The organism is Burkholderia sp. CCA53 (assembly GCF_001685525.1).
In the GTDB taxonomy this organism is placed as follows: Bacteria; Pseudomonadota; Gammaproteobacteria; order Burkholderiales; family Burkholderiaceae; genus Burkholderia; species Burkholderia multivorans.
Map to the genome: position 1 here is coordinate 430,260 of NZ_BDDJ01000003.1, position 16,781 is coordinate 447,040.

Below are 16,781 nucleotides of genomic sequence, written 5' to 3' on the forward strand. Positions count from 1 at the left end.
GCGGCGGGCCGGTCAGGGATCGCGCGCGCCGCGCATCCGCGCAAACGCCTCGCGCAAGTCCGTGCAGAACGCTTCGCCGATCATCGACAGCGGCTGCGACGCGGACGTCACCAGATAGAAGTGATCGGGCACGATCGGCTCGAACGGCTTGACCGCGACGCGATGGGCTGCATACGCAGCCGTCACCGGATCGATCAGCGCGACGCCGGCGCCGTTCGCGACGAACGCGACGATCGTCTGCGACAGCTGCGCCTCGATCGACAGCCCGCGCGACACGCCCGCTTCGACGAATACGCGGTCGATCGCGCTGCGCGCCTCGAAGCTCGGCGGAAACGAGATGAAGGCTTCGTCGCGCAGGTCGTCGGGGCGGATCACGCGCTTGCGTGCGAGCCGATGCGTACGCGGCACGATGCAGCACATCGGCGCGTCGGCAAGCCGCTCGCTGCGTACGGCCGGATGCGGCACGGGCTCCGCGATCAGTCCGACGTCGCACTGCCCCGATGCGATCTTGTCGACGACCGTCGACGCGCTGTGCGCGAGCAGCGTGATGTCGACGCCCGGATGCGCGCGCGCAAAACGCGTGATGCGCTCGGGCAGCAGGTCGAGCGCGACGGCCGGCGAGCCGGCCACGCGCAGCGTGCCGCGCCGCATCGCGCGAATCTGCTCGGCGGCCTGCGCGACGCGATCGAGCCCGACGAACGCGCGCTCGACTTCCTCGTACAGCACGCGCGCCTGCGCGGTGGGCGTGAAACGCCCCTGCTGCCGCTCGAACAGCACGAACCCGACGCGCGCCTCCAGATCGGCGATCAGCCGGCTCACGGCCGGCTGCGAAATATGCAGATCGCGCGCCGCGCGCGTGACCGTATGGCGCTGCATCACGGCGCGGAACGCTTCGATCTGGCGGATTCTCAGTGAAGGCGTCGTCATAACATTGGGTTATGGGTCGTTGATCAACCTGTATTGGACAACCCATTTTGCCTGTCCGAACATCGATCCCGCAACGTACATTCCGCCACGAACGCCGCCGCCATGCACCATAACATCCCTATCCCGAACTCCCCACGCCGGAGCCGCCGATGAACGTGCGCCGCTTCGACGTCGTCGTCGCGGGCGGCGGGCTCGTCGGGATGGCGCTCGCCTGGGGCCTCGCGCGGCTCGGCGAGCGCGTCGCCGTGTGCGACGGCGACGACATCGCATTCCGCGCGGCACGCGGCAATTTCGGGCTCGTCTGGGTGCAGGGCAAGGGCGGCCGCTGCCTGCCGTATGCGCGCTGGTCGCGCGAATCGTCCGAGCGCTGGGGCGCGTTCGCCGCGCAGCTGCAGCGCGAGACGGGCGTGGACTGCGGGTTCGAGCGGCCGGGCGGCATCGAACTGTTCGAGCATGCGGCCGACATGAACGACGCGATCGCGCTGCTCGAATCGCTGCGCCGCCAGGACGCGGCGCTCGCCTACGAAGCGCTCGATCCGGCCGCGCTGCGCAGCCGCATTCCCGCCGCGTCGGCCGCGCTGGCCGGCGCGCTGTGGTCGCCGAACGACGGCCACGCCAATCCGCTCTATACGCTGCGCGCCTTGCTGCAGGCGTTCGTGCAAAGCGGCGGCGTCTATCTGCCGCGTCACGACGTCGTCGAGATTCGCCCGCGCGCGGGCCGCTTCGACGTGGAGACGCGCGACGTGCGGCTCGAAGCCGCGCGCGTCGTGCTCGCGGCAGGCCTCGACAATGCGCGGCTCGCGCCGATGGTCGACATGGCAGCGCCGATCTCGCCGCTGCGCGGGCAGATCATGGTGACCGAACGGCTCGCGCCGTTTCTCGCCTATCCGACGCTCGTCGTCCGGCAAACGCAGGAAGGCTCGGTGCTGCTCGGCGATTCGGCCGAAGACGTCGGCTTCGACGACGGCCAGACGCGCCCTGCGATGGCCGACATCGCGCGCCGCGCACGCACCGCGTTCCCCGCGCTCGCGCATGCACGGATCGTACGCGCGTGGGGCGCGCTGCGGATCATGACGCCGGACGGACTGCCCGTCTACGAAGCGTCGCGCACGCACCCCGGCGCGTATCTCGCGATCTGTCACAGCGGCGTGACGCTGGCCGCGACGCACGCCGATCTCGTCGCGCCGTGGATTGCCGGGCGCGCGACGCCGGCCGAGCTGTCCGCGTTTACGACCGCGCGTTTCGCCGCATCGAAGGAGGCCCGGCATGTTTGAATCGGTTGTTCCCGCCGACGCGATACGCGAACGCGTACGCCTTCATATCGACGGCATCGCGCACGACGTGCCGGCCCATTACAGCGTCGCGGCTGCGCTGCTCGCGGCCGGCACGCTCGCCTGCCGCTCGACGGCCGTCAGCGCTTCGCCGCGCGGGCCGTTCTGCATGATGGGCGTCTGCTTCGACTGTCTCGTCGAAGTGGACGGCGTGCCGAACGTGCAGGGCTGCATGACGCCCGTGCGCGACGGAATGCAGGTGCGCGCGATGCACGGCAAAGCGAGGCTCGCATGACGCGGCGCACATGCGATCTGCTCATCGTCGGCGCAGGGCCGGCCGGCATGGCGGCCGCCGTGGCCGCACGCTCCGCCGGGCTGTCGGTCGTCATCGCGGATGAAGGTCCATCGCCGGGCGGACAGATCTATCGCAATCTCGCCGATGTGCCGGCGAAGCTCGCGCAGTGGCTCGGCCCCGACTATGCGGCGGGACGCCCGCTGATCGACGGGCTGCTCGCGAGCGGCGCGCACTATCTGCCGCGCAGCGTGGTCTGGCAGATCGCGTTCGAGCCGGCGCCCGTCGCGATGCTGACGCTCGGCGGCGCCGCGCGCGGCACGCTCGAAATCGATGCACGCGCGGTACTGATCGCGACCGGCGCGCAGGAGCGCCCGTGGCCCGTGCGCGGCTGGACGCTGCCCGGCGTGATGGGCGTCGGTGCCGCGCAGACGCTGCTCAAATCGTCGGGGCTCGCGCCCTCGGCCGATACGGTGCTCGCCGGCAGCGGCCCGCTGCTGTGGCTGTTCGCCGCGCAGTTGCTGAATGCGGGCCGGCGCGTGCGCGCGCTGGTCGACACGACGCCGCGCGATGCCTGGCGGCGCGCGCTCCCGCATGCGCTGCCCGCGCTGCGCGGCGCCGACTATCTGCTGAAAGGCTGGCGCATGCTGCGCGCGGTGCGCGACGCCGGCATTCCGGTCTATCGCGGCGCCACCGACGTGCGCGTCGACGGCGACGGCCGCGCGCAGTATCTGCGTTTTCGCGACGCGGACGGCATCGCACACGCGCTCGACACGTCGCTCGTGCTGCTCCATCAGGGCGTGATCCCGTCGACGCAACTCGCCCGCTCGATCGGCTGTGCGCATGAATGGGACGAACGTGCCGCGTGCTGGCGGCCGCAACACGATGTGCGCGGACGCAGCAGCGTCGCACGCGTCTGGATCGCCGGCGACGGCGCCGGCATCGGCGGCGCACAGGCCGCGGCGATCGCGGGCGAGGTCGCGGCGCTCGACATCGCGGCGAGCGTCGGCGCGCTCGCGCCGCACGAACAGGCCGCACGCGAACGGCCGCTGCTGAAGGCGTGGCGCCGTCATCTCGCGGTGCGGCCGCTGCTCGACGCGCTCTATACGCCGCCCGCCGCGCTGCGCCGCCCCGACGGCGACACGATCGTCTGCCGCTGCGAAGAAGTGACCGCCGGCGAAATCCGCCGGCTCGCCTTGCTCGGCTGCCAGGGCCCGAATCAGATGAAGGCGTTCACGCGCTGCGGGATGGGTCCGTGCCAGGGACGCTGGTGCGGCACGACCGTCGGCGAGCTGATCGCCGAGGTACAGCAGCGCGACGTCGCCGACGTCGGCCAATACCGCGTGCGTGCGCCGATCAAGCCAATCACCGTCGACGAACTGGCGGACGCCGTCGAACTGTCCGACGATTTCCGCCGCGGCGACTTCCCGAGCTGACGCCGTGCCCGCCCCCGCTTCCCCACACGAACGGAGCCTGACCATGAAGAAGAAGACGCGTATCACGATGCTCGTCGCCGCGGCCGCGATGGCCTGCGCGACGCTCGCCTCGGCGAAGGAATGGACGACGATCCGCATCGGCGTCGATCCGACCTATCCGCCGTTCGAATCGACCGCGACCGACGGCAGCGTGCAAGGGTTCGACATCGATCTCGGCAACGCGCTCTGCGCGAAGCTCAACGCGAAATGCGTGTGGGTGTCGAGCAGCTTCGACGGACTGATTCCGGGGCTGCAGGCGCGCAAGTTCGACGTGATCCTGTCGTCGATGGCGGCGACCGAGCAGCGGCGCCAGCAGATCGATTTCACCGATCGGCTGTACCGCAACCAGACGCGCCTGATCGCACGCACGGGCTCGGGGCTGCTGCCCGACGCGGCGAAGCTGGCCGGCAAGCGCATCGCGGTCGAACAGGGGACGATCCAGGAAACCTATGCACGCGAAAAATGGGCGGCGGCGAAGGTCGAGGTCGTACCGTATCCGAGCTACGACCAGGCGTATGCGGATCTCGTAAACGGGCGCGTCGACGGCGTGCTGATGGACGCCGTGCAGGGCCAGCTCGGCTTCCTCGCGACGCCGCGCGGCAAGGGTTTCTCGTTCGCGGGCGGCGTCGTCTACGACCCGAAGATCATGGGCAACGGCGATGCGGCCGGCGTGCGCAAGGCCGATACCGATTTGCGCGATGCGCTGAACCGCGCGATCGCGCAGATCCGCAGCGACGGGACCTACAACAAGATTCAGTCGAAGTACTTCGACTTCGATATGTACGGGAATTGACGAGCGTTATGGCAGACCGCGCGATGCAAGCGGCGTGCGTTGCCGCTTGCGCGCGAATCGGCGCTTGGGTCGGCTAGCGGCCGCGACGCCGACCGCCGCATGCGAAGCCGGCGGTTCGTCCGCATCGATGTGCCATGCCACATCGGCACCGACGATTGCACAAACAAAATAATTAACGACGCCCTCGCGCCGACGTCCGCCCCGTCGCCGCGTCGTGCTCGTCGGCGAGCAGCGTCGCGAACGCGGCCGCGAGCCGGTCGCGCGACGGCTGCGGCGGAAACAGCAGATACGTCGGCATCGTGACGGCCGGCGAAAACGGACGGATCGCGACGTCCGGCCCCGCGAACGCCTGCGCGACGACCGGATGCGCGAGCGTCACGCCCATCCCGAGCCGCACCATCTCGCAGCAGATCGCCGTGTACTGCGCTTCGGTCGCGAGCTTGCGCTCGACGCCCGCGCGCTCGAACACTGCATCCATTAGCGTGCGCATCCCGTCGCCCTGACAGAGCGAGATGAACGACTCGCCGGCGAGATCGGCCGGCTTGATCGTGCGCTTGCTCGCGAGACGATGCTGACCCGGCATCACGCAGACGGCCGCGACCTTCGACAGCAGCTCGACCTCGCAATTCGACGTCTCGCTCACGTAGACGGCCACGCCGATATCGCAGAACTGCGACGCGGTCCAGTGATTCACGGTGGCCGACGTGTTCACGTGCAGCGACACCGTGACGCCCGGATACTGCTCCTGGAAACGCTTGATCGCGCGCGGCACGAGCGTATAGCCGACCGCCGGCATCGCGGCGATCCGCAGCCGCCCGCTGCCGAGATTGCGAATCTGCTCCGCGGCATTCGCGAGCCCGCGCAATCCGACATACGCGCGCTCGACCTCCCGAAAGAACGCAGTGCCCTCGCTCGTCGGCACGAGCCGCGCGCCGACACGCTCGAACAGCGTGAGCCCCGTATCGCGCTCGAGGCTCGCGATCATGCGGCTCACGTTCGGCTGCGTCGTGAACAGCGCCTTCGCGGCAGCCGTCATCGAGCCGGCCACCATCACCGCGCGAAACGCTTCGATCTGCTTCAGGTTCATCGTGCCACTCCGTATCGTCCCGTAGAGCCTAACCCTGATCCATCACATTTCGGTATGGACTGGCATTTTATTCGTATTGGACGGCATGGACCACAAGCGCCAGACTGCATTGCATCGGCGCACGTCCCGATGCCGCCGCCCCCCCACAATCGAATGGAGATCGCCGTCATGAACCGTTCGCCGCACCGCCGCCCGTCCCGCTTGTCTCCCGCCTCGCGCCGCGTCGCGGCGAAACCGCTCCTCGCCGCAGGCGCGGCGCTCGCGCTGAGCGCGTCGGTCGCCGCGCATGCGGAAACGACGCTGTACGTCGCGAACGTCGGCGGATCGAACGAACAGCTCTATCGGCAGAAGGTCATCCCCGCGTTCGAGAAGGCGCACAACGTCAAGATCGTCTACGTCGCCGGCAATTCGAGCGACACGCTCGCGAAGCTGCAGGCGCAGAAGGGCCATCAGCAGATCAACGTCGCCGTGATGGACGACGGCCCGATGTATCAGGCCATGCAGCTCGGCCTGTGCGCGAAGATCGACGATGCGCCGATCATGAAGGATCTCTATCCGCTTGCGCGGCTCGGTCCGGAGGCGGTCGGCGTCGGCGTGGTCGCGACCGGCATCGGCTACAACGCCGACGCGTTCAAGAAGCTCGGCCTGCCGGCACCCGATTCGTGGAAATCGCTCGAGGACCCGCGACTGAAGGGCAAGCTCGGCATGCCGCCGATCACCGTCACGTACGGGCTGCACACGCTCGTGATGCTCGCGCGCCTGAACGGCGGCGGCGAGAAACGCATCGATCCCGGCTTCGATGCGATGGCCAAACGCGTCGCGCCAAACGTGCTGTCTTGGGCGCCGACGCCCGGCGAGATGGACGGCCTGATGCAGGCCGGCGACGTGATCGCCGCACCGTACGGCAGCGGCCGCGCGGTGTCGTTGCAGAACACCGGCTTCCCGCTGAAGTTCGTGTATCCGAAGGAAGGCGCGGTCGCGCTGCAGGTCGCCGCGTGCGCGGTCGCCGAAAACGCGCAGCCGCAGTTGTCGCAGCAGTTCATCCAGTACCTGCTGACGCCGGAAGTCCAGGCGCTGCAAGCGCAGGCGATCGGGCTCGGCCCGGTCAACCGGACGGTGAAGCTTGCGCCGGACGTCGCCGCGCGCGTGCCCTACGGTCCCGACCAGGTCGCGAAGCTGACGACCGTCGACTGGACGACCATCAACCCGCGCCGCACCGAATGGACGCAGCGCTGGAACCGCTCGGTCGAACGCTGATCGCGCGGCGCCGCCGCTTCGCAAGGAATCCGATCCATGAGCTTTCTGACCCTGCAACATGTCTCGAAACGCTACGGCGACTTCACGGCCATCGAGCAGCTCGACCTGTCGGTCGAGCGCGGCGAGTTTCTGTCGCTGCTCGGGCCGTCGGGCTGCGGCAAGACGACCATGCTGCAGATGATCGCGGGTTTCGTGGCGCCGTCCGCCGGGCGCGTGACGCTCGACGGCCGCGACATCACGCACGAACGTCCGGAGAAGCGCGGCATCGGCGTCGTGTTCCAGAGCTACGCGCTGTTTCCGCACATGACGGTCGCCGGCAACGTCGGCTTCGGTCTCGAAATGCGCAAGATGAAGCGCGCGCAGCGCGAAGAGCGGATCGCCGAGGCGCTCGCGCTCGTGCGGCTCGACGGCCTCGACGCGCGCTACCCGAAGGAGCTGTCGGGCGGGCAGCGGCAGCGCGTCGCGATCGCGCGTGCGATCGCGATGCGGCCCGAGCTGCTGCTGCTCGACGAGCCGATGTCGAACCTCGACGCCAAGCTGCGCGAGGAAATGCACATCGAGCTGCGCGCGATCCAGAAGCGCCTCGGGATCACGACGATCCTCGTTACGCACGATCAGGTCGAGGCGATGACGATGAGCGACCGCATCGCCGTCATGCATCGCGGCCGCATCGCGCAGCTGAGCACGCCGTTCGACGCGTACGAGCGGCCGGCCACGCCGTTCGCGTCCGTGTTCCTCGGCCGCACGAACACGTTCGAAGGCGAAGTGCTGCGACGCAATCCGCGCTGCGCGGAAGTCGCGGTCGCGAGCACGACGCTGCACGTGCCGCACGAAGGACGCGACGTCGCGGGCCCCGTCAACGTCTACATCCGCCCCGAAAAGATGCGGCTCGCGAACGGCGACGCGCGGCTGCACGGGCGCGTCGCGACGCGCGTGTTCGTCGGCAACCAGTGGCTGCTCGTGATCGACACGGCGCTCGGCAAGCTGCACGTCACGCAGTCGAACACCGGCGCGCCGCCGCCGGACGAAGGCAGCGAAGTCGGCCTCGCGTGGGCCGACGACGATCTGCGGATGCTGACGCGGGAGGGCGCGCATGGCCACGCTTGACGATACGCGCGGCGGTGCCGCGCCGTGGCTGCTGTCGGCACCCGCGCTGCTGCTGTTCTCGACGCTGCTGCTCGCGCCGCTGCTGCTCACGCTCGTGCTGTCGTTCCACACGTTCAGCGACATCGCGGGCACGCAGCCGGGCTGGACGCTCGCGAACTATCTGGAAGTCATTCGCGATCCCTACTATCTGACGATCTTCGCGCGCACCGCGGGCCTCGCGGCCGCCGTCACGCTGCTGTCGATCGTGCTCGGCGTGCCGGAGACGATCGTGCTCGCGCGCATGCGCAAGCCGTGGCAGTCGATCTGCCTGCTGGTCGTGCTCGGCCCGCTGCTGATCTCGGTCGTCGTGCGCACGCTCGGCTGGCAGATCCTGCTCGGCAACAACGGCGTGCTGAACGATGTGCTGCAGGCGCTGCACATCACCGACGAGCCCGTGCGCCTCGTGTTCACGATGACGGGTACGATCGTCGCGCTCACGCATGTGCTGGTGCCGTTCATGGTGATGGCGGTATGGGCGACGCTGCAGAAGCTCGACCCGCAGGTCGAATGGGCCGGACTGTCGCTCGGCGCGTCGCCGATGCGCGTGTTTCGCCGCGTGATCCTGCCGCAGATTCTGCCCGGCGTGCTGTCGGGTTCGATCATCGTGTTCGCGCTGTCCGCATCGGCGTTCGCGACACCCGCGCTGATCGGCGGCCGCCGGCTGAAAGTCGTCGCGACGGCCGCCTACGACGAATTCCTCGGCACGCTGAACTGGCCGCTCGGCGCGAGCATCGCGGTGCTGCTGCTGATCGCGAACGTCGCGATCGTGATGGGCTGCAGCCGGCTCGCGGAACGCCGCTTCAAGCACATCTTCGACTGACGGAGCGACGCCATGCAACGCAACGGTTTTGCCGCCCTCGCCTTCCATGCGCTGTTCGTCGCGTTCATCGTCGCGCCGCTCGCGGCCGTGATGCTCGTCGCGTTCACCGACAAGGGCTATATCTCGATGCCGTTCGACGGCGCGTCGCTGCGCTGGTTTCGCGCGATCCTCGACAACGGCGATATCGTGTCGGCGTTCTGGCTGTCGGTTCGGCTCGCGCTCGTCGCCGCGACGCTGGGCGTCGCGCTCGCGGTGCCGGCCGCGCTCGCGATCGCTCGCTACCGCTTCCCGGGACGCGGCGCGCTGACGAGCTTCTTCCTGTCGCCGATGATGATTCCGGCGGTCGTGCTCGGCATCGCGTTCCTGCGTTTCCTGTCGCTGCTGCATCTGAGCGGCTCGTTCTGGGCGCTCGTCGCCGCGCACGTCGTGATCGTGCTGCCGTATGCGCTGCGGCTTGCGCTGTCGTCCGCGATCGGGCTCGACCGCGATGCCGAGCGTGCCGCGCTGTCGTGCGGCGCGAGCCGCTTCACCGCGTTTCGCCGCGTCGTGCTGCCGATGATCCGCACCGGCGTCGCGGGCGGCTGGGTCCTGTCGTTCATCCAGAGCTTCGACGAGCTCACGATGACGATTTTCGTCGCGACACCGGGCACGACGACGCTGCCCGTCGCCATGTACAACCAGATCGCGCAGACGATCGATCCGCTCGTCACGTCGGTGTCGGCGGTGCTGATCGTCGGCACGGTCCTGCTGATGCTCCTGCTCGACCGGCTCGTCGGGCTCGATCGCATCCTGATCGGAGAAGCACGATGATTCGACCTGCAGCCGCGAGCCCCGACGTGCTCGTGATCGGCGGCGGCCTCGTCGGCACGGCCGTCGCGTACGGCCTCGCCCGCGAAGGCGCGCGCGTGACCGTGCTCGACGAGGACGACGGCGGTTTTCGCGCGTCGCGCGGCAATTTCGGCCTCGTCTGGATTCAGGGCAAGGGCCACGACCGCACGCCCTACGCGAGCTGGTCGCGCAGCTCGGCCGTGCGCTGGCCGCAGCTTGCCGCGAGCCTGCTCGAGGACAGCGGCGTCGATGTCGCACTGCGCCAGCCGGGCGGCTTCCATCTCTGCTTCTCCGACGACGAGCTCGCGGAGCGCCGCACGCGTCTCGCGACGCTGCAGGCGGCGCTCGGCGACTATCCGTTCGAGCTGCTCGATCATCGCGAACTGCGCGAGCGCTTGCCCGGCATCGGGCCTGCGGTCGTCGGCGCGAGCTACACGCCGATGGACGGCCACGTGAATCCGCTTAAGCTGCTGCGCGCGCTGCACGCGTCGATGCAGCATCGCGGCGTGCGTCTCGTCTCCGGCGCGCGCGTGCGGCAGGTGCGCGCCGAAGGCGGCGGTTTCGTCGCCGACAGCGCGGCGGGCACGTTCGGCGCCGAACGCCTCGTGCTCGCGGCCGGCCTCGGCAATCGCACGCTCGCGCCGCAGGTCGGGCTCCATGCGCCGGTCGCCCCGAATCGTGGGCAGGTGCTCGTCAGCGAACGCGTCGCACCGTTTCTCCGCTATCCGACCATCAACGTGCGGCAGACCGACGAAGGCACCGTGCAGTTCGGCGACTCGATGGAGGAAGTCGGCTTCGACGACCTGACCACGACGCCGGTGCTCGCCGACATCGCGCGGCGCGGCGTGCGCGCATTTCCGATGCTGCAGCACGTACGGCTCGTGCGGATGTGGGCCGCGCTGCGCGTGTACAGCCCCGACGGCTTTCCGATCTACGACGAATCGCTGCAGCATCCGGGCGCGTTCGTCGTCACGTGCCACAGCGGCGTCACGCTCGCGGCCGCGCATGCGATGCGCATCGCGCCGTGGATCGTCGGCGCGCCGGTGCCCGACGAGTTGCCCGCGCTGTCCGCACGTCGCTTTCCGGACGCGCCCGACACGATCGCCGCTGCCGCCCGGCCCGCTCCCGCTTACTGACCTTGTCCGCCCGCCCATGACTGCCCACCCGAGTTCGTCCCTGTTCAAGCCGCTCGATGCCGCCGCGGCGACCGTCGAGATCCGCTTCAACGATGCGCCGCTGCGCGTGCCGGCCGGCGTCAGCGTCGCTGCCGCGCTGCTCGCGGCCGGCGTACAGCGCTTTCGCGCGACGCCCGTGTCGCATGCGCCGCGCGCGCCCTACTGCATGATGGGCGCGTGCTTCGAATGTCTCGTCGAAATCGACGGCGTGCCCGCGCGCCAGAGCTGCATGGTCGACGTGCGCGACGGCATGTGCGTGCGCACGCAGGAAGGCGCGCGCGACCTGCCGCCCGAATCCGCGCTTGCCGCCGCGTCACTGGAGAACGCCGATGACCGCTGAATTCATGCAGGAAACCGTCGACGTCGTCGTGGTCGGCGCTGGCCCCGCCGGCCTCGGCGCCGCCACGCGCGCGGCGTGCGCGGGGCTGTCGGTCGTGCTGCTCGACGAGCAGGATGCAGTCGGCGGCCAGATCTATCGCGCGATCGAGCGCGCGGACGCACGCCGCCGCGAGATCCTCGGCCCCGACTACGCGGCCGGCGCCGCGCTCGCCGACGCATTCGCGCGTTCGGGCGCCCGTCATTTGACGCGCACGACGGTATGGCAGGTCACGCGCGAGCGGCAGGTGCACTATCTGCGTGACGGCAAGGTCGGCCGCTTCGACGCGCGCCGCGTAATTCTCGCCACCGGCGCGCTCGAGCGGCCGTTTCCGATTCCCGGCTGGACGCTGCCTGGCGTGCTGACCGCGGGCGCCGCGCAGATCCTGCTGAAGAGCGCGGGCGAAGTGCCGTCGACGCCGCCGGTGCTGGCCGGCTGCGGGCCGCTGCTCTATCTGCTCGGCTGGCAGTATCTGCGCGCCGGCGTGCCGATTCGCGCGCTCGTCGACACCACGCGCCCCGCCGATCGCTGGCGCGCGAAAAAGCATCTGTTCGCGGCGCTGCGCGCGTGGCCGTTCCTCGGCAAGGGGCTGCAGATGATGCGCGCGCTGCGCGACGCGAACGTGCCGATCCACGAAGGCGCCGACGATCTCGCGATCGCGAGCCGCGCGGGCGACGACGGCCAGCCTCGCGCCGCTGCCCTGACGTTTACGGCGCAGGGCCGCGCGCATCGCATCGACGCGGACGTGATCCTGCTGCATCAAGGCGTCGTTCCGAACACGCAGTTCACGCATGCCCTGCGCGCCACGCACCGCTGGGACGACGCGCAGCTCTGCTTTACGCCGCAGGTCGACGCCTGGGGCGAACTCGACGTGCCGGGCATCTTCGTCGCCGGCGACGGCGCCGGAATCGGCGGCGCACAGGCCGCGGCGCAACAGGGCACGCTCGCCGCGCTCGCGGTCGCCGCGCAGCTCGGTGCGCTCGACGAGGCGGCGCGCGATCGCGAAGCGGCGGCGCATCGCGACGCGCTTGCCCGCGCGCTGCGGATCCGGCCGTTCCTCGACAGCCTGTACCGGCCGCGCGACGCGAACCGCATTCCCGCCGACGACACGATCGTCTGCCGCTGCGAGGAAGTGACGGCCGGCGAGCTGCGCGGCTTCGTCGCGCTCGGCTGCGTCGGCCCGAACCAGGCGAAATCGTTCGGCCGCTGCGGAATGGGACCGTGCCAGGGACGCCTGTGCGGGCTGACCGTCACCGAGGTGATCGCCGATGCGCGCCGCGTCGCGCCCGACACGGTCGGCTACTACCGAATCCGGCCGCCGATCAAGCCGATCACGCTCGGCGAACTGGCCGGTGACTGACATGGCCGGCACACGCGACGCGATACGCGACGAAGCCGATGCGATCGTGATCGGCGGCGGCCTGCACGGCACGAGCAGCGCGTGGCAACTCGCGCGGCGCGGCGCGCGCGTGATCGTGCTCGAGGCCGACTACGTCGCGCGCCATGCGTCGGGCGTCAACGCCGGCGGCGTGCGTACGCTCGGCCGGCCGCTCGAGGAGATTCCGCTTGCGCTGCTGTCGCGCGAGCTGTGGCACACGCTGCCCGATCTGATCGGCGATACGGGCGGGTTCGTGCCGTCCGGCCAGCTGAAGATCGCCGAAACCGAGGCGGAGCTCGACGAATGCCGCGCGCGCGTCGCGCTGCTCGAAGCGCACGGCTACACGCACGAAACGCTGATCGACCGCGCGCGCGTGCGCGAACTCGAGCCCGCGCTCGCGCCGCACGTGACGGGCGGCATCTGGGTCGAGCGCGACGGCTACGCGCTGCCGTTTCGCACGACCGCCGCGTTCCGGATCGCCGCGCAGCGACACGGCGCGCGCTTTCATGAACGCACGCCGGTCACGCATCTCGAGCGGCGCGGCACGCGCTGGATCGCGCAGTCGCCGCGCGGCGCGTTCGCGGCCCGCAAACTGCTGATCGCGGCCGGTGCGTGGTCGGGCGAATTCGCGCGCGCGGCCGGCGAACCGGTGCCGCTGCATGCGGAAGGACTGATGCTGATGGTCACGCAGCGCGTCGCGCCGTTTTGCCGCGCGACGCTCGGCGCGACCGGGCGGCCGCTGTCGTTCAAGCAGTTCGACAACGGCACGGTCGTGATCGGCGGCAAGCTGATCGGCCATGCGGATCTGCAGGCGCGGCACGGCGAAGTCGACTTCATGCGGCTCGCGCGCAGCGCGCGCACCGTCGTCGATCTGTTTCCGCATCTGCGCGATCTCGGCATCAACCGCGCGTGGGCCGGTGTCGAGGCATTCACCGACGATGCGCTGCCGGTGATCTCCGCGAGCCGCACGGCCGACGATCTCTACTACTCGTTCGGCTATTGCGGCAGCGGCTTCCAGCTCGGCCCCGGCTGCGGGCAGGTCGTCGCCGAACTGATGCTCGACGGCACGCCGTCCGTGCCGCTCGACGCATTCGCGATCGATCGCTTTGCGCACGTACGTGGCGCGGCGCCTGCGACTCACTGAATCTTTCCACCTGCCGTCATGGCGAAGGAGCGTTTGTCATCATGTCCGAAATCGTTCGCATCGAAACCAATGCGCGCATGAGCCGCGTCGTCAAGGCCGCCGGCCTCGTCTTCATCGGCGGCCAGACGTCCGCCGATCCGTCGCCCGACGTCAAGGTGCAGACCGCGAAGGTCCTCGAGAAGATCGACGGCTTTCTCGAACAGGCCGGCATCGACAAGACGCGGCTCGTGTCCGCGCAGGTCTGGCTCGCCGACATCGCGCGCGATTTCGCCGGCATGAACGAGGTGTGGGACGCGTGGGTGCCGGCAGGTCATGCACCGGCACGCGCGACCGTCGAGGCAAAGCTCGCGGCGCCGCATCTGCTGGTCGAGATCGCGGTCGTCGCCGCGCAAGGTTGAGCGCTGCCTTCGACGGCATGGCGCGTGCAGCAGCACGCGTGTGCGCCTTAAGGTAGCGAGCGCTAGCGATCGCCGCCGAGCGACGCCAGTATCCGGTACGCGATCTCGACGCGGACTTCGTTCGGCACGCGGCGATTGGCGAGCATCACGAAACCGATCCGCTTCGCCGGCACGAACGCGACATACGTGCTGAAACCGTTGGTCGATCCGGTCTTGTTGATCCAGACGTTGCGCTGCGGCGCGAGCGGCGGCGTCAGTGCAACGGCCGGCACCGCGTCCGACAGCATCTTCGACGCGTTGCCTTCGAGCAGCGTCGGCAACGCGACCGGATACGGATACTGCTCCCAGATCAGGTCCTGCGTGAGCGGACCGGCCCGGAAGTAGCCGGTGTGCGTCCGCTCGATCGCGCGCCGCAGCCGCGGCGCAATGTCGATCGCGCCCATGTTCGCCTGCACGAAGCGCAGCAGATCGGCGGCCGTCGTGCGCACGCCGTACGCCGGCTGCCACAGCCCGCCCGGCTTCATCCGGATCGGCGTGCCGTCGGCCGTATAGCCCTGCGCGTAGTCGGCGCGGCGCGCGGCCGGCACGTCGATATACGTGTGCGTCATGCCGAGCGCCGGAAACAGCCGTCGCTCCATCAGCTCGGCGAAGTCGCGCTTCATCGCCTTCGCGGTGATCCAGCCGAGCGTGCCGATGCCGACGTTCGAATACACGCGCTGCGTGCCCGGCACCGATACCGGACGCCATGCGTCGAAATAGCCGATCAGCGTCGCGTCGTCGTGAATTGCGTCCGGCACCTGCTGCGGCAGGCCGCCGGCCGTATGCGTGCCGAGTTCGAGCAGCGTCAGCGCGCCGGCCGGCTTGCCGTTCAGCGCCGGCACGTAGCGCGCGACGGGATCGGACAGCGACAGCTCGCCGCCCTCCTGCGCATCGGCCGCCAGCGTTGCAGTCAGCGTCTTGCTGACCGAGCCGATCTCGAACAGCGTGTCGGCCGTCACCGGCTTGCCGGTGTCCTTCGCCATCACGCCGTAGTCGAACACGTAGCGCTTGCCGTCGACGATCACGCCGATCGCAACGCCGGGAATCGCGTACTGCTTCATTGCGGGCGCGACCTGCTGCGTGACGATCTGGCGGACGCGCGCCTGCGTGAGTTCGGCCGCGCGACCGGTCGTGGCAATTGCGGCGGTCGCGACGAGCAGCGTTGCGACGACGCGCGTGACGGTAATTCGCATGGGTTCGGGTTCCTGTCGGACGGTGGAACGGACGGCTTCGGCGCACGCAGCCGCGCGCGGCAACGGCAACGGCAACGGCGACGGACAGGCGACGCGACGTGGCGCGCCGGCCGGCTGCCGATGCAGGACTATCCGCTGCCGGCCGCGTGCCGACAATCGACGATATGTTGCGCGAGCAGAAAGAAAAACTAATGGGCGGGCAACGCGCGAACGCGCCCGCGTGCGCGCTGCGTCGCGCGGCGGCCTGTCACGCCTGCGTCGACACGAGCGCGCCGGCCGACGATGCGCCCGACTGCTGCAGCACCTGCGCAAGCTGCCCGATCGCCGCGGACAGCGCGGCCGACACCGCGCTCGCTTCCGCGCTCAGCGCCTGCTGTTCGACCGCTGCGGCCGGGTCGGTCTTCGCGCGTTGCGCGGCGCGCGCGATCTGCTGCTGCAGCTGCGCGAGCTGCTTCTGCAAACGCTCGATCAGCTGCTTCAGTTGCTTGAGGGCCGGGTTGTCGGCATCGCTGCCGGCCGCGCCGAGCGTCGGTCCCGTCGGCGTTGCGCCGGTGGACGTCGTGTCGCTCGACGCGCCGGCCGCCGACGCAGCACCGGCGGGCGCGGTCGATGAAGTAGGCAAGGCCGCGTCCGCGGAGCCGCCGGCGGCGGGCAACGCAGACGCATGGGTCGCGGAAAGATCGATCTGCATCGTGTCGGTCCGGAATGAATGAACGCGTCGTATCGGTTGATCGGTGCGTGGCTTACAACCGGTTGACGGCATTCGTCACACGAAACTTGAGGGTCCGGCCGCGGCAGACGGGCCACGCGAATGCCGCATCGAAGGGCCGGATGACCACCGCGACGACGCTGGTAAAATCGCGCTTTTCGCCGGCCGCCCGCACGCCGCACGCCGATCGTGCCGCGCAACGCGCGCCGTCACCGCGGCCGCACCGGTCGCCCGTTGTTCATCCCCGCGTCATCCGCCGATTCGAGCAACGCACCAGGCCGCAGGTCCGGCGCCGGCGATCGCCCATTCAACCGATTCTCGATTCGAGGAACCCACGATGGCCCGCATCGGCGCCTTCTGCATCACGACGTGGCTTGCGGCCGCGATTCTGTATTTCGGCCAGCATTCGGTCGCGATGATCGCGCTCAGCGGGGTCGTCGTGTTCGGCGGCTTCGATCTGCTGCGTCCGTGAT

At 69.7% G+C, this 16,781-nt stretch carries 18 protein-coding genes; 14 read left to right on the forward strand and 4 right to left on the reverse strand.

The annotated features are described in order from the left end of the window. Nucleotides 1–12: 12 nt before the first annotated feature. Nucleotides 13–927: a LysR substrate-binding domain-containing protein gene (locus BCR55_RS28585; protein ID WP_065497100.1), complete on the reverse strand. Its 915-nt coding sequence runs from the start codon at nucleotides 925–927 to the stop codon at nucleotides 13–15. A gap of 149 nt (nucleotides 928–1,076) precedes the next feature. On the opposite strand from BCR55_RS28585, the gene BCR55_RS28590 reads away from it, so the two are divergent. The 4 genes from BCR55_RS28590 to BCR55_RS28605 are packed head-to-tail and all read left to right on the forward strand — an operon-like array spanning nucleotide 1,077 to nucleotide 4,758. Beyond that, nucleotides 1,077–2,201 carry an FAD-binding oxidoreductase gene (locus BCR55_RS28590; RefSeq protein WP_065497102.1) on the forward strand — a complete coding sequence of 375 codons (1,125 nt, stop codon included), beginning with the start codon at nucleotides 1,077–1,079 and terminating at the stop codon, nucleotides 2,199–2,201. Beyond that, a complete protein-coding gene (locus BCR55_RS28595; protein ID WP_053299059.1) occupies nucleotides 2,194–2,493 on the forward strand; it encodes a (2Fe-2S)-binding protein in 300 nt (99 codons plus the stop codon). The genes BCR55_RS28590 and BCR55_RS28595 overlap by 8 nt, the downstream gene beginning before the upstream one ends. Then, complete coding sequence (locus BCR55_RS28600; RefSeq protein WP_053299060.1) at nucleotides 2,490–3,926, forward strand: NAD(P)/FAD-dependent oxidoreductase; 1,437 nt, start codon at nucleotides 2,490–2,492, stop codon at nucleotides 3,924–3,926. Before BCR55_RS28595 ends, BCR55_RS28600 begins: the two co-directional genes overlap by 4 nt. Nucleotides 3,927–3,969: 43 nt before the next feature. Beyond that, nucleotides 3,970–4,758: an ABC transporter substrate-binding protein gene (locus BCR55_RS28605; protein ID WP_035956693.1), complete on the forward strand. Its 789-nt coding sequence runs from the start codon at nucleotides 3,970–3,972 to the stop codon at nucleotides 4,756–4,758. Between the two features lie 172 nt (nucleotides 4,759–4,930). Here BCR55_RS28605 and BCR55_RS28610 read toward each other — a convergent pair whose 3' ends face one another. Next, complete coding sequence (locus BCR55_RS28610; protein ID WP_006405331.1) at nucleotides 4,931–5,845, reverse strand: LysR substrate-binding domain-containing protein; 915 nt, start codon at nucleotides 5,843–5,845, stop codon at nucleotides 4,931–4,933. 168 nt (nucleotides 5,846–6,013) lie between these two features. On the opposite strand from BCR55_RS28610, the gene BCR55_RS28615 reads away from it, so the two are divergent. From BCR55_RS28615 to BCR55_RS28655, 9 genes are read left to right on the forward strand one after another with little or no spacing between them, the layout of a single operon-like run. After that, nucleotides 6,014–7,102 carry an ABC transporter substrate-binding protein gene (locus BCR55_RS28615; protein ID WP_006408577.1) on the forward strand — a complete coding sequence of 363 codons (1,089 nt, stop codon included), beginning with the start codon at nucleotides 6,014–6,016 and terminating at the stop codon, nucleotides 7,100–7,102. 36 nt (nucleotides 7,103–7,138) lie between these two features. Next, nucleotides 7,139–8,209 carry an ABC transporter ATP-binding protein gene (locus BCR55_RS28620; RefSeq protein WP_065497104.1) on the forward strand — a complete coding sequence of 357 codons (1,071 nt, stop codon included), beginning with the start codon at nucleotides 7,139–7,141 and terminating at the stop codon, nucleotides 8,207–8,209. Then, on the forward strand, nucleotides 8,196–9,068 hold the full coding sequence (locus BCR55_RS28625) for an ABC transporter permease (protein WP_053299062.1): 873 nt from the start codon (nucleotides 8,196–8,198) through the stop codon (nucleotides 9,066–9,068). The genes BCR55_RS28620 and BCR55_RS28625 overlap by 14 nt, the downstream gene beginning before the upstream one ends. 12 nt (nucleotides 9,069–9,080) lie before the next feature. Further along, entirely contained in the window at nucleotides 9,081–9,878 is a 798-nt protein-coding gene (locus tag BCR55_RS28630; protein ID WP_006405335.1) for an ABC transporter permease, read from the forward strand. Continuing rightward, nucleotides 9,875–11,032, forward strand: a complete 1,158-nt coding sequence (locus tag BCR55_RS28635) for an FAD-binding oxidoreductase (RefSeq protein WP_065497105.1) — start codon at nucleotides 9,875–9,877, stop codon at nucleotides 11,030–11,032. The genes BCR55_RS28630 and BCR55_RS28635 overlap by 4 nt, the downstream gene beginning before the upstream one ends. A gap of 16 nt (nucleotides 11,033–11,048) precedes the next feature. Continuing rightward, on the forward strand, nucleotides 11,049–11,411 hold the full coding sequence (locus BCR55_RS28640; protein ID WP_006410575.1) for a (2Fe-2S)-binding protein: 363 nt from the start codon (nucleotides 11,049–11,051) through the stop codon (nucleotides 11,409–11,411). Continuing rightward, a complete protein-coding gene (locus BCR55_RS28645) occupies nucleotides 11,401–12,807 on the forward strand; it encodes an NAD(P)/FAD-dependent oxidoreductase (RefSeq protein WP_065497106.1) in 1,407 nt (468 codons plus the stop codon). Before BCR55_RS28640 ends, BCR55_RS28645 begins: the two co-directional genes overlap by 11 nt. 1 nt (nucleotide 12,808) lies before the next feature. Continuing rightward, nucleotides 12,809–13,969, forward strand: a complete 1,161-nt coding sequence (locus BCR55_RS28650; protein ID WP_065497109.1) for an FAD-binding oxidoreductase — start codon at nucleotides 12,809–12,811, stop codon at nucleotides 13,967–13,969. Nucleotides 13,970–14,010: 41 nt separating this feature from the next. Further along, a complete protein-coding gene (locus tag BCR55_RS28655; protein ID WP_006405340.1) occupies nucleotides 14,011–14,367 on the forward strand; it encodes a RidA family protein in 357 nt (118 codons plus the stop codon). A 62-nt stretch (nucleotides 14,368–14,429) separates the two neighbouring features. On the opposite strand, the gene ampC is transcribed toward BCR55_RS28655, so the two are convergent. Continuing rightward, nucleotides 14,430–15,599 carry a class C beta-lactamase gene (ampC, locus tag BCR55_RS28660; RefSeq protein ID WP_006405341.1) on the reverse strand — a complete coding sequence of 390 codons (1,170 nt, stop codon included), beginning with the start codon at nucleotides 15,597–15,599 and terminating at the stop codon, nucleotides 14,430–14,432. 247 nt (nucleotides 15,600–15,846) lie between these two features. Further along, nucleotides 15,847–16,290, reverse strand: coding sequence for a hypothetical protein (locus BCR55_RS28665; RefSeq protein ID WP_053299068.1), 444 nt, complete (start codon nucleotides 16,288–16,290; stop codon nucleotides 15,847–15,849). Nucleotides 16,291–16,645: 355 nt separating this feature from the next. On the opposite strand from BCR55_RS28665, the gene BCR55_RS33835 reads away from it, so the two are divergent. Continuing rightward, nucleotides 16,646–16,780 (forward strand): hypothetical protein, encoded by a 135-nt coding sequence (locus tag BCR55_RS33835; protein ID WP_006405345.1) that lies wholly within the window; start codon nucleotides 16,646–16,648, stop codon nucleotides 16,778–16,780. The last annotated feature ends 1 nt before the right edge of the window (nucleotide 16,781 follow it).